Here is a 19,370-nt window from a genome sequence, read left to right as displayed (position 1 = left end):
GTCCACGAGCCACGTCCGAGGCGTTCGTAGGCGACCGGGGCGGCCAACGGGCGGAACATGCCGATCAGTTCGGCAGCGGGTCAGGCGCGAGGGGCGAGCAGTTCGATGACCTCGAACCCGGCAGCGTGTACGTGCGGTGCGAGCGTCCGTCGGGTCCACAGACGTCCGCGGACGGCGGCGAGGACGCCGTCGCGGCCGGCGTAGGCGGTCAGTGATGCTTACGTGAGCACGGAGACGCAAAGGGCGCCGTCCGGTGCGCGCACATTCCGCGAAGTGGTGGTGACCGATACTGAGAGCCCTGCCTGTTTCGGTGAACATGGGCCCTATGGACCGCCTGCTGTATCTCGACCGCACGCTCGAGGAACTGGACCCACCCCGGTGGGCGCCTCCTGCCGCCGACGCGACCCACTTGGTGCGCACAGTGCATGAGTTGCGGCGCGTTCCCCTGGGTGCACTCAGCGCAGCTGATCTGCGCACCCTCCTTTCACAGCAGGTGGCACTGCCCTACGTCCTTCCACTCGCCGTGCGCCTGCTGATCGAGGAGCCGTTGTTCGACGCCTACTTCTACGAGGGCGACCTGCTGCTCACTGCCGTCAATGCCCCTGCTTCGGCCTGGGCCTTGCTGCCAGAGCTCGGCGCGCGGCTACGGGCCGTGACCATGTCTCGGCGATGCGGTGGGCGAGGTCAGGCCAGGGCCTGCCCGGCGCGGGCCCCGGCCCGTGCCTCCCGCTCCACATCTCGGGGATGGCGAAGGAGCGCTGGAACTGGACGATGGTGAAGCCGATCCCGTTGCTGGCGGCGAACATCTCGCTGATGACCATGAGGATGATCGCGATGGACAGGGACTGCCGCATGCCGGTGACGATCTGCGGGCTGGCCGAGCGCAGCACCAGGTGCCTCAGCCGGGACGGTTCGGTGATGCGGTAGGAACGGCAGGTGTCGCTGAGAACCTCGTCGACGGCGCGGACGCCTTCTGCGGTGTTGATCAGGATCGGCCACATGCAGCCACTGACGATGACGAGCACCTTCATGGTGTCGCCGATGCCTGCGAACAGCATGATGACGGGCACGAGTACGGGGGGGCGGGATGGCCCGGAAGAGTTCCAGGACCGGCTCCAGGACGTCGCGCACGCCGCGGTGCAAGCCGACCGCCAGGCCGAGTCCGACCCCGACGGCGGTGGCGAGGAGATAGCCGGCGAGCAGCCGTATCAGACTGGGTACGACGTCCGATCGCAGCCGCTCGCCCGTCCACATCTGGCCGAACCTGTCCAGGATGGTGGACAGCGGGGGGACGTAGAAGTCGGTGCTGCCCGCGGTGGCGAAACACCACACAGCGAACAGGACCGAGGGTAGGCCCAGGGCCAGCCCTGTCCGCCGGGCCAGTATGAGGACGGTGGTCACTGTCCCTCCCTGCGCATCGATTGGTGCCAGTGCAATGCCCGCCGCTCGACCGCTCGGGCCAGCAGGTTGACCGCGACGCCGAGGAGTCCGGTGACCAGGACCAGGGAGTAGACCCGCGGCACGGCGCCGGAGGTCTGCGCGACGGCGAGCTGGTTGCCGAGGCCGGGCGCGCCGATGACGAGTTCGGCGGTGATCGCAAGGACCAGTGCCACGGTCGCGGCCAGCCGCACGCCGGTCATCACATACGGCAGCGCTGGTAGCTGAGGGTGGTGTCATGGGCGACCGGGTCGACATCCTGTGTGCCGGCCAGCACCTGGACGAGCACCTGCCAGAAGGAGGCGTACACGACCAGCAGCAGCGTCGACTCCAGGTCGGTGCCGTACAGCAGCACCGCCACCGGGATCAGGGCCACCGACGGGATCGGCCGAAGGAATTCGATGGTGGAGGCGGTCACCGACCGCAGCACCGGCACTGACCCGATCACCACGCCGGTCACCACGCCGGGGGTTCGGGTGCCGAACCTGGAGTCTGCCCCAGGCGGAGACAGGCGCGGTGGATCCAGGCTGAACGGCTGCCACGGTGACGCGATTGTTTCAGGATGCCTTTTGGCCGGCGGGCTTCTCGATCTCGGTGGGCACCCGTGCCCCTCGGAAGAGCACCGGGAGCCACAGGAGACATGCCAGCAGGGGGACCGCGGCGTAGGTGGCCATGCCCACACTGGAGCCCAGCCCGTCCATGAGCGTGCCGAGGACGAGATAGCCGATGCCGATGAGCGCCGACTCCACGAATGCGATCATCGACAGCAGGCTCGCCCGGTGGCGCGACGGCACGGCCTCGTTGAACACGTTGTCCACGATCACGGCGGTGATCTCGGGAATCCCGACCAGGGCCAGGAACGCGACGATGGTGACCCAGACAAGGCCCAGGCCGCTCAGGCCAACTGCCGCGGCGAGCGTCAGGAGAGACACCGGGACTATGACCCGATACCCGATGCGCCGGTCCGCGCGGTCCGACAGCAGCGGAGTGAGCCCGCCGGCGAAGAATCCCGCCGATATGACCACGCTGACCAATGCGGTGCCCGCTCCCTGATCGGAGAGGGTCTTCTGCGTGAAAATGATGTACGGCGTCAAAGTCGCATGCATCAATCCGGACACCACGACAAGCGTCACGAGCGTCGGCGTGGCGACCCGAAGCACCGCCCGCCATGCTGTGGCGTCGCCGTGCTCCTCCTCGGCTCCGTCCTGCTCGTCCACCGCGTCCGCGCCGCGGATCTCGGGCACCCGTGACACCAGCACCACCACGGCCAGGGCGAGGCACGCCGCCGAACCGATGTAGACGACTCCCCAGGAAATCTGCTGCAGTTGGCCGCCGAGGACGATGGCGGCTCCCGAGGTGACCGTCCCGAGCATGGTGAACCGGGACTTGATCTTGACGTAGCCGGCCGTTGCACCACGACGCACGAGCAGGTCGTACAGCAGGGCGGTGTCCGAACCTGAAACACAGGCCATGCCCACGCCCTGCCCGATGAACAGCGCCAGGAACACCCAGTAGTTGGAGGACGCCACCTGACCGAGCAGACATCCAGCTGTCAGCACCTGGCCGATCACGATGCTGGCACGCCTGCCGATTCGGTCGGCGATGACTCCCGTCGGCAACTCCGCAACTCCGCTGACCAGGTAGAGCAGTGTCTGCAGTAGGGCCACTTGCCCGGCGGAGAAGCCTCGCTGCTGAAGGAAGAGGACGAATACGCCGCGCTGGAACAGCGTGTTGGTGAGCACGGCGTATACGTAGAACGGGCGCGTGACACTTCGTGCTGCATTGTCGACTGCAGCAGACCCGCCAAGGGCCTCCGTGGTGCCGGTCATGCTGCGGGCTCCCTGGTGACTCCGGTGATCATTAGTGTTGGGCCTCCGCCGCCGACCGGAAACTCCAGTCCGTACTTCGAGCAGGATATTGGGCCGGCGTCCAAGCCAGATGATCATGAGAGTGTCCCGTGCCTGCTGTTGCATCCTCCCCTATCCCTGGCGCGCCGGAGAGCCTGGGTCCGCTGGACGAGGGCCGGTTCGCTGACCTGAGCGTTCACCTCGGGGCGGTTCCGGATCCGCGATCACGGCGCGGGCGGTGGCACCGGCTGTAGACGTGCGCCGGCATCTGCTGGGCTGGCGCCGCGCGCCGTCGGCGGTGACCATCGGACGCGTCCTCGCCGCCCTCGACGGTGGCGCCCAGTCGGCCGGCTGGGCGACGAGTGGGGTGCCCACTGACGGGCCACCGACCGGACCCGCTCTTGGCCTGTCCTGCCTCGGCCGGCTCGTCGAAGCGGTGACCGCCGCCGGACTGAGCGTGCGCCACCGGCAGGCCGGACACGCTCGTCCCCTGCCGACCGCGGTCGACCTGGCCGCCTACCGCATCATCCAGGAAGGGCTCACCAACGCCCACAAGCACGGTGCTCACGCCGGCGCCGAGCTGCTCGTCGAGTAACGGCCCGATGACCTGCGCATCCAGATCTCCAACCCGGTACGCGTCGGTTCGCCGGCGGCGCAGGCCGCCGCGGGGACCGGGCACGGCCTGGCAGGTATGCGCGAGCGGGCTCTCGCCACGGGCGGCAGTTTCCATGCCGAAGCGGATACCCAGGGTCTTTTCCGCGTGGATGTTCGGCTGCCCATGCCCGAACCCGAATCCGAAGCAGGGGCGGACGCGCCATGGGCGACGGACGCACAGAAGAGGCAGGGATGACCATCCGCGTTCTGCTCGCCGACGACCAAGCCCTCGTCCGGTCCAGTTTCCGCTTGATCCTCCAGGCGGAGACGGACATGGAGGTCGTCGGGGAGGCCGCGACGGGCGGTGAGGCGGTCGCCCTGGTCCGCAGCACTCGCGCCGACGTCGTCCTGATGGACATCCGGATGCCCGACATGGACGGCCTCGCCGTCTCCCGCGCCATCACGGGTGACGAAGACCTCGCGGGCGTACGGGTGTTGATCCTGACCACTTTCGAGACCGACGAGTACGTCTTCCACGCGCTGCGCGCGGGGGCCAGCGGGTTCCTCGGCAAGGGCGTGGAGCCGGCCGGCCTCCTGGACGCCATCCGGGTCATCGCCCAGGGAGAGGCACTGTTGTCACCCACGGCCACCAAGGCCCTGATCGCCCGTTACCTCGCCGTGCCGGACCCCGCGAGTGATGCGGCACCGGATCTGAAATCCCTGACCGAACGCGAGAGCCAGGTACTGGGCCTCGTGGCTGACGGCCTGTCAAACGTCGGCATAGGGGAACGGCTCCATGTCTCGCCCTTGACCGCAAAGACCCATGTGAACCGCATCATGGCCAAGCTCGGCGCCCGGGACCGCGCCCAACTCGTCGTGATCGCATATCAGTCCCGATTCGCCGGGCCGGGCACCTGAGCCGGCAGTCACCGTCCATCTCTGATTGCACCCAAACCACTTTCCGTATAGCTTTACAAAAAGCTGCCTGCTGGGTGATGTGCTGGAAGCGTCATCGCCGCCGGGTTGCTGGCCTACCACTTTGGAGACGCTCATGAGTGAACGCGCCGACCGGATCATCGCTGCCCTGCGCAGCGGACACGACCACCTCACCTCGCTGGTGCGCGGCCTGGGCGCCGCCGACCTCTCCCGGCAGTCCGGGGCGACGGATTGGGACGTGTCGCAGGTGCTCAGCCACCTGGGCAGCGGTGCGGAGATCGGCCTGGCCGTTCTCGAAGGCGCTCTGGACGGCACCGGCCCCAAGGACGGGGACTTCAACAAGTCCGTGTGGGCGCGCTGGGACGCCATGTCCCCGGAGGAGCGGGCCGAGGGCTTCGTGGCCGCCAACGAGGCGTTGGTCTCCCGCTACGAAGGCCTTGAGGCGCGGACGCGCGAGGAACTGCGGATCGACCTCGGCTTCCTGCCGATGCCCGTGGACGTGCCCACCGTGGCGGGCCTGCGGCTCAGCGAGTTCACCTTCCACACCTGGGACGTCGAGGTCGCCTTCGATCCGGCGGCCACCCTTGCGTCGGACGCGACCGGGCTGCTGCTCGACCAGGCCGGTCTGCTCATCGGCCGCCTCGGCAGGGCCGACGCCGTGGACGGCCGTCCGGTCCAGCTCGCGATTCGTACCACAGCGCCCGAGAGGTCCTTCGGACTCGTCCTCGGCGAGGCGGTCGCGCTCGGCGACGAGCCGGCCCAGCCCGACGCGGTACTGAGCGCGCCCGCCGAGTGGTGGCTGCGCCTCACGACAGGCCGTCACGCGCCCACATACACGCCGACGAGCGTGGCGCTCACCGGGGGTCCACTGACGCTGGACGACCTGCGACGCGTCTTCCCCGGGTTCTGAGCCGGGGCGCCGCCCGGCGCCGAAGCTGTCGTCGAAGGCGGTGTGCCCCACGGGTGGGAGCCCGGCGGGGCTGTCGTCGGCTGCTCGGGAACACGGTCGCGTTTGCCGCCGCAGCCGTTTCATCCGTGACCGTGAGAGTCGTCGGATCGCCGACGAGGACGAACAGGACATCGACGTGGATGCCGACTTTCAGGTCGGGCCGGCCGAACTCAGGCCGGCGGATGCCGACGCCGCGGGGAGCACACCGTCGTGGCGTCGGCCGTGGCTGGGGCGGTGGGTGCGGCGCGCGGTGTTCGTCTGCACCGTTGCGCTGGCCGTCGTCACCACGGCCTCCTTGGTCTTCAACGCGTTCACGGCGGGGCGGGCCGCGCCTCCCGAAGGGCTGCGGTATGTGCAGGCGGCGGATGTCCGCACCCGGTACCGGACCTGGGGCACGACCGGCTCGCCGGTCGTCCTCGTCCACGGTGCGTTCGAGCAGGCGGACACCTGGTCACGCCTCGCCCCGCTCCTGGCCCGCGAGCACCGTGTCTACGCGCTGGATCTGACCGGGGACGGCTACAGCCAGCGCCGTGGCCCCTACACCGTCGACCACTTCACCCGCCAGCTGTTGGGCTTCCTGGGCGCCCTGCACCTGGGCGGGCCGGGCGAACGCCCCCTGCTGGTGGGCCACTCCAGCGGGGCCGCGGTCGTCACGGAGGCGGCCCTGCGCGCCCCGGGGCGGATCGCTGGCGTGATGCTGCTCGACGGGGACGCCCTGGACACCGGCGCCGGCCCGCCGTCGGCGCTGAAGTACGTGCTGATCGACCCCTACCGCACCAGCCTGCTGCGCCTCGGCCTCGGCGTCGACTGGCTGATCCGCTCCTTCTACGACGCCCAGTGCGGGCCGGCCTGCCCGCGTCTGGACGCCGCCGGAGTGGACCAGTGGCGCCGGCCGCTGCGGGTGCCGGGCGCGGAGGCCGCGCTGTGGGACATGCTCGCCCAGGGCGTGCCCGGCCTGCCCGCCGGCCAGGTGGCCCGCCTCGCCGCGGTCCACATCCCCAAGTCCGTCGTCTTCGGCGCCCAGGACGACGTGTTCAGCAAGCAGACCCCGCAGCAGACCGCCCGACGCATCGGCGCACCCCCGCCCACCCTGATCCCCGGGGCCCGCCACCTCACCATGATCTCCAGCCCTCGTCAGGTCGCGGCGGCCGTGGAAGCCCTGGCGAACACCCGAACCGCCACGCACTAAGGTGCTGGGCCGGCCGAAGAGCCCGCCCAGCACCTTCGGGCCTGCGGAAGAGCCTCAGGTCGATGAGGGGCGATGTCACCCGGCGCTCGAGGAACACGAAGCCGATCAGGCCGACGACGGCCAGCGCGAAGGAGACCATGGTGGGCGACGACCCCCAGCCGACCTCCCCGGCCCGGACCACCGCGAAGGTGGTCGCGCCGGCGAACAGCGCGAAAGCCGCCGTTCCGGCCCAGTCGACGCGCCGACCGTCGGCGGACTTCGTCGTCGGGATCCACGCGTACCAGTTCCTGCACAGGTTCTTCGGCGGACCCTCCGGCTGGCCGAACAAGACACCCGCACTGACGCCGCAGGAGGCCGCCCTGCTCTCCCAGCTCCTCGCGTCGGGAGCGATGTACCTCGACGTGGAATACGCACCGGAGCGATTCGGGTTCGCCACCAGGGCGTTCCTGTGGATCACGGCCGTACCCTCCGCCCTGCGGGATGTGGGTGAGGCTCTCGCGCGTCATCCCGAGGTCTCGTACGTCGGTGCGATAGCCGTCGGCCCCTGCGATCTGGGCGCCGTCGTGGCCACACACGACTCTCACGAGCTGTTCCTGTATCTGGCCGACCGGTTCAGCGTCCTGCCCGGGGTGGCCCAGGTGGAGACGTCGCCCGTCCTGCGCCGCGCCAAGCAGCTGACGCACGAGCCGGCCCAGGAGCGAGCCGAACGAAATAAAGCTTTCCGTGAAGCTATCCATCTAGTGACCTATAGTGTATGGCGTGACAGCTACCTCAGATCCCGTGGACGCAGTACTGCAGACCTGGCGTGCGGAACTGCCCGAGGTCATTTTCGCCTCCTCCGAGCTGAGCAAGCGGATCATGTTTCTCGCCACGGCCCTGGACCGCGGTACACGGCGCGAACTGGACGAGCTCGGGCTCACCGTGGCCGAGTTCGACGTGCTCGTGGCCTTGCGCAGGGCCGGTGAGCCGTATCGACTGAAGCCGAATCAGCTGGCGCGCTCCCTGATGCTCTCCACCGGCGGTACCACCAACGTCACCCACCGCCTGGTGGCCCGCGGCGTCGTCGAGCGGGAGGCCGACCCGTCCGACGCCCGTAGCACCTGGCTCAAGCTGACACCGGACGGCGTCGCACTCGCCGAGCGAGCGGTCCTCGCCAACTCGACCGAGCATGAGGCCCTCTTCGAGCGAGTGCCGGCGGAGATCATCGAGGCGGCGACCGTCGCGCTTCGGGATCTCATCACCTCCTGTCCGGCCCTGCTGCCCCGCGACGCCGCGGTCAAGGCGGCCCGAGTCCAGGGCCGGGCCTGAGGATCACCGCGGCCGAACTGCACGACGGGCGCGTCCGAAGAGCACCGGAGGCAACTCGCGCGGATGACGTCACGCAAGGGGCTGGTCGAGGACAAGATCTTCGCCGAAGCCGCACGCCTCTTCGCCGAGCGCGGGTTCGCCGGCACGAACCTGTAGGACATCGCCGACGCGATGGGCATGACCCGGCCGGCTCTCTACTACTACGTCAAGAACAAGGATGAGTTGCTGGCCCGTCTGCTGACGGAGACCACCGAGGCTCCGGCGGCGGAGATCAAGCGTCTCGCCAGGCACGCGGACGCCGACCCGGCCGCTCGCCTGCGCGGAGTCGCCCGAGTGATGGCGCTGCGTCGCGCAAGCGATCCGAACCAGTACCGCTTGCTGGTGCGCTCGGAGGCGGAACTGCCCGCGGAACTCGCCGATTCCCAGCGTGCCGCGCACCAGACCACGCTGCGGGAACTGGTCGGGCTCATCGAGGAGGGCATCGAGGAAGGACTGTTTCGTCCGGTCGATCCGAGGACGACCGCGCCGGCGGTGCTCGGGATGTGCGACTGGATCGCCTGGTGGCCGCAGCCGCTCGGGAAGCAGACGCCCGCCGAAGTGGCCGACCAGGTGGCCGATCTGGTGCTCGCCATGGTCAGCAGGCCCGACGGCCGGCTTACGGGAGCGGTGGGTCCCCGAGCGGCGATCGCTCAGTTGTGTGCGGACCTCGACTATCCGGCTGCTTGCGGCCACCCGTGCGGACGTCGCCATAGCCCTGTTCCTGGCCGGTCCGGTGAATCTGTGTCTGCTCCTGCTCGGTGCCACGGCCCTCGACGGTGAGCCGAGGACCGGCAGCATCCAGGGCGTTCATGCGGCGATCGGCAGCAACCTCGGCGGGGGGCGTCGCCCTGCTGTTCGCCATCGGCCTGCTCTTCTCCGGGTTCGCCTCCACCGCGGTCGGCTCGTACGCCGGGTCCGTCGTCATGGCCGACCTGCTCAGGCGCCAGGTGCCGGTCTTCGCCCGCCGTCTGGTCACCGCCACCCCGGCCCTGTTCGTTCTGGCGCTCGGTGTCGACCCGACCGGCGCCCTGATGCTCTCCCAGGTCGTGCTCTCCATCGGCATCCCCTTCGCGCTGATACCGCTGGTGGTCCTGACGTCCCGAGAGAGGGTGATGGGCGTCGACCGCAACCACTCCCTGACCGTGCTGGCGGCGAGCACTGTGTGCGTGGCCATCGTCGGCCTCAACATCGCCCTCCTCGCGCTCAGCTTCTTCGGCTGACCGTTGCCCCCGCGGGCTGCGGCGACGGTGCTTCTGACCTGGTCGGCCGGTGAGGTCACCCCCCGTATCCCTACACAGCCCCTCGCTCATCAGCTCCGCCCAGGGGCTCCCGCGCGCAGACCGTCCATGACCAGGTCCAGGAGCCGGGCGGCCTGGGCGTGCCAGTCGCCGTGGACGTCGATCTGCCAGATGCCGGCGATGGCCAGGATGAAGTCGTCGGCGGTCACGCCGGGACGGATGGTGCCGGCCTCGTGGTTGGCCTGGAGCAGCGCTTCGATCGCCGCGACCACCAGCGCGTACCCCGGCTGCGCCGAGGCGGTCGATGTGCCGATGGTCTGGCGCATGGCCTCGGCGAGGCCCACCTTGGCGACGGCGAAGCGGGCCAGCCTGTCCATCCACTCGCGCAGGGCCTGGTCGGGCGCCTTTGTCTTGAGCAGCTCACTCGCACCCTCGGTGAGCTGCTGCACCTCGTGCCGGTGTGCCTCCAGGACGAGCGACTCGCGGTTGGGGAAGTTGCGGTAGAACGTGCCCTGTCCCACCCCCGCCTTCTTGGCGATCAAACTCAGCGGCACGTCCGCCGAATGCGACAGCTCGACCAGTGCCACCTCCAGAATGCGCTCCCGGTTGCGCTGCGCGTCCGATCGCTGAGGCCCGTCGTTCCTCAAGACTCCACTCCCTCTCCTCCTGGGCTCACACCCTGGATCCCTTGAGTCACTCGCTCAGCGGACCGTTGTCCGATACTTTCACTAGCGGACAGTAGTCCGTTTGACGGTAACGTAGCCGGATACAGCCAAGGCCAGCGGCCCGCTGTGGCGTTCCCACCATTGAAGCCTATGGGTGGTCGATTGCTATCGGCCCATGTCGTCCGACATGCGGCAGGAGCGCAGCCCACGAGCTGTCCGGACGGCACCATCGCGTTCTGTAAGCGTAGGCATCAAGTGCTCGACATCGCACAAGAGTTGACTCGATGGCTCGAGGAGGGCCGGGATTTCGCCGTGGCCACGGTGGTCGGCGTCGGCGGCAGCGCGCCACGCGGCCCCGGGGCTGCCCTCGCTGTCGACCGCGACGGCGCCGCCATCGGCTCGGTCTCCGGAGGCTGCGTGGAAGGGGCCGTCTACGACCTCTGCACGCAGGCTCTCGACGAAGGCAGGTCGGTCGTCGAGCGTTTCGGCTGCAGCGACGAGGACGCCTTCGCCGTGGGCCTCACCTGCGGCGGGATCATCGACGTCCTGGTCACGCCGGTCACCGCCGAAGCACCCGTCAGGACGGTGCTGCTGGGCGCCAGGAGTCCGGAGCCGGTGCTGCGGGAGTGGATGGACAGGCCGGCCCGCTTCGCCGTGGCCAAGGCGGGACTGGCGGGTGCGCTGCGGCAGGCCCTCGATGCCGCACACGGCCCGCAGGGGCCGGGGTATCCGCTGGTCCTCGACGCGGTCGAGATGTTGCTGGAGCCCAATCGCGCGCCTGGAGTCATCCGTGCGGACGTGCGCGGCGAGGACGTCGTTTGGGCCGTTGCGGGCATCTGGCGGATCGAGGTCGACGGGGACTGCGCGCCCAGGCCGGCCGTCTGCTGGATCTGGTCATGGCGGGTCTGTGTGCGAGAGCTCCCGGGCGGGTCTGACGTCGGACCCGCCGGTGGTCACGCTTGCGAAGCGGACAGGTGTCCGCTACCTTTCGAGTGAGTCCGGACAGGTGTCCGTTTCTCTTATCCTCTCACGGAAGGACTCGCTGTCATGAAGCTGCTCATTCTTGGCGCGACCGGTCCCACGGGACGTCATCTCGCCGATCTGGCCGTACGCTCGGGTGACTCGGTCACGGCCTTCGTGCGCAACCCGGATGCCCTCGGCGACCTGGCCGAGAGGGTGACGCCGGTCATCGGTGACGCCACCTCGCAGCGGGACATCACGGCGGTGGCGGGCGGGCACGACGCGATCCTCTCGGCCCTGGGCCGGGGCAATTCGGTGACAGCCGACGGCCTGTTCACCGCTTCCTCGGCGGCGGTGATCGGTGCGGCCCGCGTATCGGGTGTCTCGCGGCTGGTGTGGCTGTCGTCGTTCGGCGTCGGCCACACCTATGCCTGGGCGAGTCCCGCTCAGAAAGTGATCTACCGAACGATCACACGGGCGATCTACGCCGACAAGGAGATCGCGGACGAGCGGATCCGCAACAGCGGTCTGGACTGGACCGTGGTGCTTCCCACCCGGCTGACCCACGGCCCCGCGAAGGGCACGTACCTTGCGGACGACCGGTTGCCGATGAAGGGCAACCCGGCGATCAGTCGCGCGGATGTCGCCGCGTTCATGCTCGGGGCGGCGCACGGTGATGAATGGATCCACCGCAGCCCCGTGATCACCGACTGACGCCGTCTCGCCGACGTCGCAGCCCCGAAGCGGCCCGGACGCCCGGACATCCGCGTCGTCCACGGTCCTCGCCGTGCCAGTGGTGAGGGCTTGTTGCCTGCTTCGATGAGACGCCGCGTTTCAACTCGTGTTCGGATATCGAAGCCCGTGGCTCCGCAGGGGCGAACAGCTGAGCTGCAGCGCGGCAGCGTCGTCATGAACGTGTCCTCCCGGCCTACCCGTCGTCGTCCTGCTTGCCCGCACCGCGGTGAACCCGGGCTCGGTGCCTATCTGGACAGGGTCAACACCGGCCTGCTGTTCCCGCATGTCGACCACGACATCCCGATGTCCGGCACCGCCGCAGGACTCGCACAGGGAGCTACGTTCCTTCTTCACCGATGTGACCAAAGCCTGCAACAAGCGGGCGCCCGGCAGCGGCTGTCCCGCCGTCGAGGGGGAGCACCACAACCACGCGGTCCTGGGCGCCACCCAGCACTGTGTGGCCACCCACCCCTCGGACATGGGCGTGGCGCTGACCGCCTTCAACGCCGTCGTCACCTACGAAACGGCCGACGGTTCGGGCGAGTTGCCGCTGGCCGACTTCTATCTGCCGGTGCGCGACACTCCGCACCGGGAGACGGCGCTGCCGCCGGGCGCGCTGATCACGGGTGTCACCCTGCCGCCTGCCCCGGTCGCCGCCCACTCCCGCTACCACAAGGTGCGCGAGCGCGCCTCGTACGCGTTCGCGATCGGCTCGATCGCCGCCGCACTCGATCGGTTCCTTCTCGGCACCGCCGAGCGTGCGGGCGAGGCCCTGGCAGAGCTGGCCGAGGGGGTCGTCACCCCTGCGCCGGGCCGGATCTACTGGTCACTGGTCCGCGGCGCGAGAGCGCGGCGATGGTGGCACTGCCGCCCGACCTCACCTGAGGGGTTGTGTCAGGGTGCGACCCCGATAAATCACAGACTAGCGGGCAGGAACTGGACCACTCGATTTACTTATGGGTGGATCACCCGGCTCGGTGTCTACCGTCTTACCGGAAACGTGCACAGGGCGACGGCGCATGCCAGCCGGTGAATGATGTCGGAAAGCCGTGTGCGGGAGAACTGCATGCACGGTTTGAAGCGGCGGGGACTGGAAACGGAGCATCAGCCACCGCGCCAGTCCCCGGCCCTACTAGATCCAACGGGCAGCGGCCTCGTAGGTGGTGGCTGGAGTGCTGTTGAAGGCGATGGCCGCGTCGGGTGCGTGCCGCCGCACCAGGTTGACCACCTGCTCCAGGAGTTCGGCCTGATCGTCCGAGTGCCGGAGGCCACCACCGATGCTGCGGGCCCATCCGTGGTCTCCACGCCCACGCCGTGTTCGGCGAACTTGGCCAGTCCCGCCTCGATCGCCTTGGCGACCGGTTCGGGATCCCACGGCCCCGGCACCGGGTAGGGATCGAGCCCGATGACGAGGACGCGGGGCTCAGCCGTGGTGTCCATGTGCGGACGATACTCGCTCAGCCAGGGTAGCCGCGGCGACCTGAGTCCGGCCTTGTTCGACTTGGGCCTCCTGCCCCGCCCTGCGCTTTCCAGGGCGGGGGCCCCGAAGTGTTCTCCTCCGTGTCAGGCCGGCTGCCAGGAGAGGACCGCCCGGTACGGCGACTCGATGCCGCCCGCCTCGATGATGCTCGACGGAACCTGGGCCGCCCCGGTGATGGCGTGATTGTCCTTGATCAGAACCTTCTTGTTGTCGTAGTCGGACGGACCGTTCGGCCAGTAGTTGCCCTCGATGTCCGTGGGGTCGTACGTTCCGTCGCCTGCCATGTAGTTCACGTGCTTGCTGCCCCACGGCGAGACGTTGATGTTCCACACCGCGTTACCGAGGATCGAGACGTACGTGGCGCCGTTGTCCGTGTACAGGACGTGGCCGCCCGAGGTGTTGAGCTGGTCGTGGACGACGTTGCCGACGACCTTCTCACCGTTCGTCATCGAGGTGCCCGTGATCCCGTTCGTGTAGACGGCACCCCCGTCACCGAGCAGCGACATGTGGTTGTGGATCAGGTTGTACGAGATCGTGTTGCTGTTCGAGTAGTTGGGCTGTGCGGGCAGGCTCACCTTGTCGGGCCAGCCGCCCCAGCCGATGGAGATGGCCGTGTAGGGCACGTGATCGATCTGGTTGTGGGTGATCGTCGATGTCTCGATGTATCCGGCGTCTATCGCGACCCCGCCGTGGTATTCGGCGGCTGTGTCGTAGAAGTGGCTGTCTTTGACGGTGATCCCGCTGGTGTGCTGTGCCGAACTGCTGGGCTGGGGGATGTCCACGCCGCCCAGGTCGAGACCGTTGCCGGAGATGTCGGTGAACACGCAGGCGGTGACGGTGTCGTTCTGCGAGCCGTTGCCGAGGTCCAGTCCGGCCGCGCCGAGATGGACGAAGTAGTCGTGGTCGAAGTGGATGCTCTTGTCGTAGGTGAACCGCACCGCGCCGGGCATCTTCGTCCAGTTGCCGTACGGGCAGGTGCCGCCTGACACGAACGTGCACAGTCCCTGGGTGGCATAGCCCGTGGTACCGGTGACCTGGTACGTCGCCTGGATTTCGGAGAAGCCCGTGCCGGTGTTGGAGGTCGTGTAGTTCGCGTAGCTGAACTGGATGCCCTGGAAGCCGATGTGGCTGGGTTCGTCCGAGGCCTTTCCGGAGGTCGCCACCAGAGTGTCCAGCGAGGGCGCCTCGACGTCCGCGGTGGTCAGGTTCTCCCCGGAGCGCGGGATGTAGTAGAACCGGTGCTCGGTCTTGTCGAGGTAGAACTCACCCGGCTTGTCGAGGAGTTCGTAGGCGTTCTCCACCGCCGTCGGCGCCTCGGTGATCGATTTGCGGCCGACCAGGTTGTAGGTGCGGCCCGAGTCGTCGGTCCGCATGATCCGCTGGGTGGAGTTGTTCCAGCAGGGCTGGGCCATGGTGATGGCGGTGCTGGTGACCGAGGCGACCGGACAACGCGGCTCGGTCCACAGTCCGAGCCCGCCCCGGTAGACGAACTCGATGGCCGACCGGTTGCGCCAGCCGGCCATCGGGTCGCCGGACGCCGTGGTGTATCCGGTCGCCGTCTGGGTCACGGACACGGGCAGCGAACCCGTGGCGCGCTGGGCGCGCAGGCCGTTCACGTACAGCTGGCGGGTGTCCAGGCTGCTGGGGGCCGGGGCGGACCAGATGCTGCTGTCGGTGCTGGTCCGCGTCCAGCCGGTGACCTGGACGCCGCCGCTGATGACCGGGGTCTGTCCGGATGCCGCCTTCCACCAGACGGTACCGGCCGTGCCGCCACCCGAGTCCGCGGAGCTGAAAGTGAGCGTCTTGGCCGGCCGGTAGACACCTCCGGCCAAGGTCACGGTGATCGGACCGGACGTCGACTTGTCGATCGAACGGACCGCGGTCTGCGCCTTGGTGAGGGTACGGAAGGGGGCGTCGGCGCTGGTGCCCGGGTTGCTGTCGTTGCCGCTGGGCGAGACGAAGTAGGTGACCGCGGTCGCGGCGTGCGCGGGTGAAGCGAGCGCTCCGAAGGGCAGGAGTGCGCAGAAGAAGGCCGCAAGGACTCGGTAAGACCCGATGAATAAGAGGAGTGGTCTGGCGGGTCTCGCGGCGTGTGTCTGTTCTCTTGTTAAAAACATGCAGGAAAGGTAGGGGTAGGGCGGTGAGAGGTCAATGACCGTGGCGTAGATACATCGGGTCAATGCCGGGTTCCGTCGGCGGCCTACTGGCATGTGCGCCGCCGACGGAACCGTCGGGCCCAATCCCCGTACGGGGGAGGGACGTTCAGGTGGTGAACTTGTGGGTGCCGGAGCCCACCCGGTAGACCGCGCAGCCGTCCTCCCGGCGCAGGAACGTGCCGTGGGTGTGGGTGACCGCCCCCGGATCGGACGCCGGGATCCAGACCTCGGCGCTCGTGTTCGGCGGCACCTCGCAGGTCAGGGTGAAGCGGCCGGACCGCAACCGCCACCGGGTGGAGACAGGCCCGTAGACCGAGGTGAACGTGGCGCGGGCGGAGGTGACCGCACCTCCCGGACGCGGGCGGAGGACGATCTCCCGGTAGCCGGGCCGGCCCGCCGCGATGCCGGCGATGTTCGTGTACATCCACTCACCCACCGAGCCGTAGGCATAGTGGTTGAAGGAGTTCATGCCCGCGTCCTGGAAGCTGCCGTCGGGCCGGAGGGAGTCCCAGCGCTCCCACATCGTGGTGGCGCCCCGGTCGATCTGGTAGCCCCAGCCGGGGTACGAGCGCTGCTGCAGCAGGCGGTAGGCGACGTCCGTGTGCCCTGTGTCGGTGAGGACGGGCAGCAGCCGGGGCGTGCCGAGGAACCCGGTGGACAGGTGCCAGTCCCGGCCCTCGATCAGTGCCACCAGCCGGTCGGCCGCCGCCTTGCGGGACGCGTCCGGCAGCAGATCCATCGAGAGGGCGAGGACGTAGGCCGTCTGTGTGTCGCCGCGCACCCGGCCGTCCGAGGCGACGTAGGCGTTCTGGAAGGCCGTTCGTACCCGCCCGAAGAGGTCGCGGTAGGGCGCGGAGTCCTCACCGAGCTCGGCGGCCATCCGCGCCGCGAGGTCTGCGCTGTGGGCGAAGTACGCGGTGGCGATCACCTCCTTGGGGGTGTCGTCGTCGATGTTCAGCCAGTCGCCGTAACCCTCGGCCGGGCGCAGCAGCCCGCTGCTGTGCTGCTCCAGGTACGTGAGCCAGGCCCGGACGGACGGCCAGGCGTCGGCGAGGACCGGCCGGTCGCCGTAGGCCTGGTACAGGGCCCAGGGGACGGTGACACCGGCGTCACCCCAGCCCGCCGTACCGCTGCCGAGCGTGCCGACCGCGGGTGCCACGTCCGGGAAGGCACCCTCCGAGGTCCGCGAGTCCCGCAGGTCGACGAGCCACTTGGACAGGAACCGAGCCGACTCCATCGTGTAGGCGGCGGTCGGCGAGAAGACGTTGATGTCGCCGGTCCAGCCCAGCCGCTCGTCGCGCGCGGGCGTGTCGGTGGGCACGGAGAGGAAATTGCCGCGCTGCCCCCAGGTGATGTTGCGGTGCAGCTGGTTCAGCATCGGGACGTCGGTCTCGAAGTCGAGGGTGAAGGGGGCGTCCGTGTGCATGACCCGCCCGGTGACCGCCTTCGCGGTGGGGGTACCGGGGAACCCGGTCACCTCCACGTACCGGAACCCGTGGGAGGTGAAGCGGGGTTCGTAGGCCTCCTCGCCCCGGCCGTTGAGGGTGTACGTGTCCGTCGCCGCCGCGCTGCGCAGGTTGGCGGTGTAGACGGTGCCGTCAGGGTTGAGCACCTCGGCGTGCCGTAGCCGGACGGTCGTCCCCGCGGTGCCGGAGACCCGCAGCCGAACCGAGCCGACCATGTTCTGCCCGAGGTCGAACACGTAGACGCCGGGCTTGGGCTGGGTCACCGCCTTGGGCGTCAACTCGCGTTCCACCCGCACCGGTCCGTCCACCTGGGCGACGATCAGACCCGGTCCGATGTCGCCCTCGCCGCGGACCGGGAGCCAGCTCCCGTCGTCGAAGCGGGGCGACGTCCAGCCAGGGGTCTCCTTGCGCGCGTCGTACGTCTCGCCGCTGAGCAGGTCGGCGGCGACGATCGGCCCGGCGGCGGCCCGCCAGTCGGTGCCGGAGGTGACGCGCTCACTGGTCCCGTCCGCGTACTCGACCTCCAACTGGGCGAGGAACGCCGGATGCGGGCCGTACTGGCCGGGCCCGAACATGCCCACGTTGCCCGCGTACCAGCCGGGGGCGAGGTAGGCGCCGATGGCGTTGGCGCCCGGTCTCAGCAACTCGGTGACGTCGTACGTCTGGTACTGCACCCGCGTGCGGTAGTCGGTCCAGCCGGGGGCGAGTTGGTCGGTGCCCACCCGGTCGCCGTTGAGGTGGGCCTCGTACAGGCCGAGCGCCGTGGCGTACAGACGTGCGCGGGAGACCTTCTTGCGCGGGAGCCGGAAGCTGTGGCGCAGCTGGGTGACGGCGTACGACACCGGGACGACCCGCCCCCAGGGGCCCGAGCCCCAGGCCGCCGCCACCCTGGCCTGCTGCCAGCCGCCGTCGTCGAAGCCCAACTCCTGCCAGCCGTCGGCCGGTTGCTGATCAGTGGCCTTCCAGGAGGCGTCCGTGAACACCTTCTGCTCACCGGAGGCCGTGCGGACCACGAGGACGGCGAGCAGCCCCGCCGGGCCAACGGTCGCGTTGGTGGCCGAGACGGCGACAACGTTGTCCCCTGTACGCACCTGTTCCAGTACGTCGACGACGGCCGGGCGGCGCCAGTCCTCGTTGTCGGTGTCGAGGTCGGTGTGGGCGACCTCGACACCGTTCACGGAGGCGGCGTAGACGTTGTCCGCGGTGATGGCGAGCGTGGCTGCCGTGATGTCGTCCGGCAGGTCGGCTCTGCCGCGGAACCAGCGGGTGGCGGCCGGAACGCTGCTCGTCGGGTCGCCCTCGGGGAACCAGATCCACGAACCGCCCTCGAAGGACGGCGCGTCGGTGAGGCTCGCCGGGGCGGAGATCCAGTCGGCGGTCCACTGCCCGGTGTCCATGAGCCCGGTCTCCCACCACGAGGGCTCGCTCCAGGAGGAGACCCGGCCGTCGCCGTCCCAGACCCGCACGGACCAGTGGTAGCGGGTGCGGGGCTTGAGGGCCGGCCCCGCGTACGGCACGAGCACGGACTCGGCGGAGCTGACCTTCCCGCTGTCCCAGACGTCCGGGCGGGCCAGCCCCGAGGCGCTGGTGGCGACCCGGACCTGGTAGGCGCTCTGCCGCACACCCGTCCCGTCGGCGGCCAGCGGCCAACTGAGACGGGGGCGCGGGGTGTCGATGCCCAGGGGGTGTCGGACGTACTCGACGCTGGGCCCGGTGATGCGCGGGCCGGCGCCCTTCGCCGGTCCGGACCCCGGCACGGCCACGGCCGGCCCACTGTCGACCGCCGCCGCGACGACCGCTGCGGCGGCGGTCGCGAGAATGTTCCTCCTGCTGATCACCACGACTCCTTACACACAGGCAAAGGAATGAATCGATTCAGAACGGAGAGGTGTGGAAAACCTAGAGCCGGGTGAGGCGAGGGTCAATCGTCGTGAACGGTTTTTCTCACGTGGGTAGTTCGCGACAGCGCTGGGCGTCGGCGGGAGGGGGAGCGGCGGGGCTGCCGATTGAACGGTTTCAATACGACGCCAACAGGGCCCGGAAGCCCGTGACTTTGCCCCCGGGTCCACTCGTTCGAGAGACATGCCGCACATCCGCGGCAGAACTCCCCGGTGTCGGGGCGTTCGAGTCCGAGTAGGAGCCCTCCGGCGTCGGACGTACGCGGGAAGGACCTGGAATGCTCCGGTGGGCGGAGGCCACTCCGTGTGCTGCGAAGTCTGCGGCCGACCGCGTCCTCGATCACCTGGCGCCCTTGCTGGCCATCTCGCCGGCCCGTCGGCCGCGCAAGGACACTGTCTACATCGTCGACGGCACCCTCGTGCCCACCCGCGGCCGCAGCGTGGCCGCCTCCAGCGAGAACTGGACACCCGGC

General features: G+C 69.3%; 14 protein-coding genes and 6 pseudogenes. 13 read left to right on the top strand and 7 right to left on the bottom strand.

All coding sequences use genetic code 11. From position 1 onward, the window contains the following. Positions 1 to 316 precede the first annotated feature (316 nt). Complete coding sequence (locus ACZ5SK_RS06495) at positions 317 to 778, top strand: contact-dependent growth inhibition system immunity protein (RefSeq protein WP_334583760.1); 462 nt, start codon at positions 317 to 319, stop codon at positions 776 to 778. Here ACZ5SK_RS06495 and ACZ5SK_RS06490 read toward each other — a convergent pair. The 3 genes and pseudogenes from ACZ5SK_RS06490 to ACZ5SK_RS06480 form a co-directional block, all read right to left on the bottom strand. Further along, a pseudogene (locus tag ACZ5SK_RS06490) lies at positions 726 to 1,401 on the bottom strand (ABC transporter permease); the annotation flags it as partial. The gene ACZ5SK_RS06495 and the pseudogene ACZ5SK_RS06490 overlap by 53 nt on opposite strands. Next, positions 1,398 to 1,903: pseudogene (locus tag ACZ5SK_RS06485) on the bottom strand (ABC transporter permease); the annotation flags it as partial. The pseudogenes ACZ5SK_RS06490 and ACZ5SK_RS06485, both read right to left, overlap by 4 nt. Before the next feature lie 91 nt (positions 1,904 to 1,994). After that, positions 1,995 to 3,266, bottom strand: coding sequence for an MFS transporter (locus ACZ5SK_RS06480; protein WP_468158453.1), 1,272 nt, complete (start codon positions 3,264 to 3,266; stop codon positions 1,995 to 1,997). Positions 3,267 to 3,522: 256 nt separating this feature from the next. On the opposite strand from ACZ5SK_RS06480, the gene ACZ5SK_RS06475 reads away from it, so the two are divergent. The 8 genes and pseudogenes from ACZ5SK_RS06475 (at position 3,523) to ACZ5SK_RS06440 (ending at position 9,519) form a co-directional block, all read left to right on the top strand. Then, complete coding sequence (locus tag ACZ5SK_RS06475) at positions 3,523 to 3,879, top strand: sensor histidine kinase (protein WP_334581929.1); 357 nt, start codon at positions 3,523 to 3,525, stop codon at positions 3,877 to 3,879. Positions 3,880 to 4,130: 251 nt separating this feature from the next. Next, complete coding sequence (locus ACZ5SK_RS06470; RefSeq protein WP_334581928.1) at positions 4,131 to 4,796, top strand: response regulator transcription factor; 666 nt, start codon at positions 4,131 to 4,133, stop codon at positions 4,794 to 4,796. Between the two features lie 133 nt (positions 4,797 to 4,929). Further along, positions 4,930 to 5,724: a maleylpyruvate isomerase family mycothiol-dependent enzyme gene (locus ACZ5SK_RS06465; RefSeq protein WP_334581927.1), complete on the top strand. Its 795-nt coding sequence runs from the start codon at positions 4,930 to 4,932 to the stop codon at positions 5,722 to 5,724. A gap of 175 nt (positions 5,725 to 5,899) precedes the next feature. Further along, a complete protein-coding gene (locus ACZ5SK_RS06460) occupies positions 5,900 to 6,952 on the top strand; it encodes an alpha/beta fold hydrolase (RefSeq protein WP_334581926.1) in 1,053 nt (350 codons plus the stop codon). 62 nt (positions 6,953 to 7,014) lie between these two features. Then, positions 7,015 to 7,611, top strand: a pseudogene (locus ACZ5SK_RS06455) (Lrp/AsnC family transcriptional regulator); the annotation flags it as partial. 100 nt (positions 7,612 to 7,711) lie between these two features. Beyond that, positions 7,712 to 8,260, top strand: a complete 549-nt coding sequence (locus ACZ5SK_RS06450; protein ID WP_361702697.1) for a MarR family winged helix-turn-helix transcriptional regulator — start codon at positions 7,712 to 7,714, stop codon at positions 8,258 to 8,260. Between the two features lie 171 nt (positions 8,261 to 8,431). Beyond that, complete coding sequence (locus tag ACZ5SK_RS06445; RefSeq protein ID WP_468575459.1) at positions 8,432 to 9,079, top strand: TetR/AcrR family transcriptional regulator C-terminal domain-containing protein; 648 nt, start codon at positions 8,432 to 8,434, stop codon at positions 9,077 to 9,079. A gap of 29 nt (positions 9,080 to 9,108) precedes the next feature. Continuing rightward, the gene (locus tag ACZ5SK_RS06440; RefSeq protein ID WP_361702700.1) at positions 9,109 to 9,519 is read left to right on the top strand and encodes a divalent metal cation transporter; all 411 of its coding nucleotides are present in this window, start codon (positions 9,109 to 9,111) and stop codon (positions 9,517 to 9,519) included. A gap of 89 nt (positions 9,520 to 9,608) precedes the next feature. Here the strand turns inward: ACZ5SK_RS06440 and ACZ5SK_RS06435 are convergent, their stop codons facing one another. Further along, positions 9,609 to 10,184, bottom strand: a complete 576-nt coding sequence (locus ACZ5SK_RS06435; protein ID WP_334581922.1) for a TetR/AcrR family transcriptional regulator — start codon at positions 10,182 to 10,184, stop codon at positions 9,609 to 9,611. Positions 10,185 to 10,457: 273 nt separating this feature from the next. On the opposite strand from ACZ5SK_RS06435, the pseudogene ACZ5SK_RS06430 reads away from it, so the two are divergent. The 3 genes and pseudogenes from ACZ5SK_RS06430 to ACZ5SK_RS06420 form a co-directional block, all read left to right on the top strand. Further along, positions 10,458 to 10,802 (top strand): annotated as a pseudogene (locus ACZ5SK_RS06430) (XdhC family protein); the annotation flags it as partial. A gap of 447 nt (positions 10,803 to 11,249) precedes the next feature. Next, a complete protein-coding gene (locus ACZ5SK_RS06425; protein ID WP_334581921.1) occupies positions 11,250 to 11,876 on the top strand; it encodes an NAD(P)-dependent oxidoreductase in 627 nt (208 codons plus the stop codon). A 367-nt stretch (positions 11,877 to 12,243) separates the two neighbouring features. Further along, a pseudogene (locus ACZ5SK_RS06420) lies at positions 12,244 to 12,930 on the top strand (FAD binding domain-containing protein); the annotation flags it as partial. A 71-nt stretch (positions 12,931 to 13,001) separates the two neighbouring features. On the opposite strand, the gene ACZ5SK_RS06415 reads toward ACZ5SK_RS06420, so the two are convergent. From ACZ5SK_RS06415 to ACZ5SK_RS06405, 3 genes are all read right to left on the bottom strand, one after another. Next, positions 13,002 to 13,337, bottom strand: coding sequence for a hypothetical protein (locus ACZ5SK_RS06415; protein WP_468575456.1), 336 nt, complete (start codon positions 13,335 to 13,337; stop codon positions 13,002 to 13,004). Positions 13,338 to 13,460: 123 nt separating this feature from the next. Next, positions 13,461 to 15,494: a right-handed parallel beta-helix repeat-containing protein gene (locus ACZ5SK_RS06410; protein ID WP_468158455.1), complete on the bottom strand. Its 2,034-nt coding sequence runs from the start codon at positions 15,492 to 15,494 to the stop codon at positions 13,461 to 13,463. Between the two features lie 145 nt (positions 15,495 to 15,639). Continuing rightward, positions 15,640 to 18,837, bottom strand: a complete 3,198-nt coding sequence (locus ACZ5SK_RS06405; protein WP_468575455.1) for an alpha-L-rhamnosidase — start codon at positions 18,835 to 18,837, stop codon at positions 15,640 to 15,642. Positions 18,838 to 19,208: 371 nt separating this feature from the next. Between ACZ5SK_RS06405 and ACZ5SK_RS06400 the strand changes: the two are divergent. Next, positions 19,209 to 19,361 (top strand): annotated as a pseudogene (locus ACZ5SK_RS06400) (IS5/IS1182 family transposase); the annotation flags it as partial. Positions 19,362 to 19,370: the final 9 nt, after the last annotated feature.

Source organism: Streptomyces sp. NPDC031474 (assembly GCF_055581185.1).
This window is presented reverse-complemented; position numbering and strand designations above follow the sequence as displayed.

Excerpts from the sequence above, each read along its gene's own strand:
- ACZ5SK_RS06495 (WP_334583760.1), top strand. The coding sequence starts at position 317 with ATGGGCCCTATGGACCGCCTGCTGTATCTCGACCGCACGCTCGAGGAA.
- ACZ5SK_RS06480 (WP_468158453.1), bottom strand. The coding sequence starts at position 3,266 with ATGACCGGCACCACGGAGGCCCTTGGCGGGTCTGCTGCAGTCGACAAT.
- ACZ5SK_RS06470 (WP_334581928.1), top strand. The coding sequence starts at position 4,131 with ATGACCATCCGCGTTCTGCTCGCCGACGACCAAGCCCTCGTCCGGTCC.
- ACZ5SK_RS06465 (WP_334581927.1), top strand. The coding sequence starts at position 4,930 with ATGAGTGAACGCGCCGACCGGATCATCGCTGCCCTGCGCAGCGGACAC.
- ACZ5SK_RS06445 (WP_468575459.1), top strand. The coding sequence starts at position 8,432 with ATGGGCATGACCCGGCCGGCTCTCTACTACTACGTCAAGAACAAGGAT.
- ACZ5SK_RS06440 (WP_361702700.1), top strand. The coding sequence starts at position 9,109 with ATGCGGCGATCGGCAGCAACCTCGGCGGGGGGCGTCGCCCTGCTGTTC.
- ACZ5SK_RS06425 (WP_334581921.1), top strand. The coding sequence starts at position 11,250 with ATGAAGCTGCTCATTCTTGGCGCGACCGGTCCCACGGGACGTCATCTC.
- ACZ5SK_RS06415 (WP_468575456.1), bottom strand. The coding sequence starts at position 13,337 with ATGGACACCACGGCTGAGCCCCGCGTCCTCGTCATCGGGCTCGATCCC.
- ACZ5SK_RS06410 (WP_468158455.1), bottom strand. The coding sequence starts at position 15,494 with ATGTTTTTAACAAGAGAACAGACACACGCCGCGAGACCCGCCAGACCA.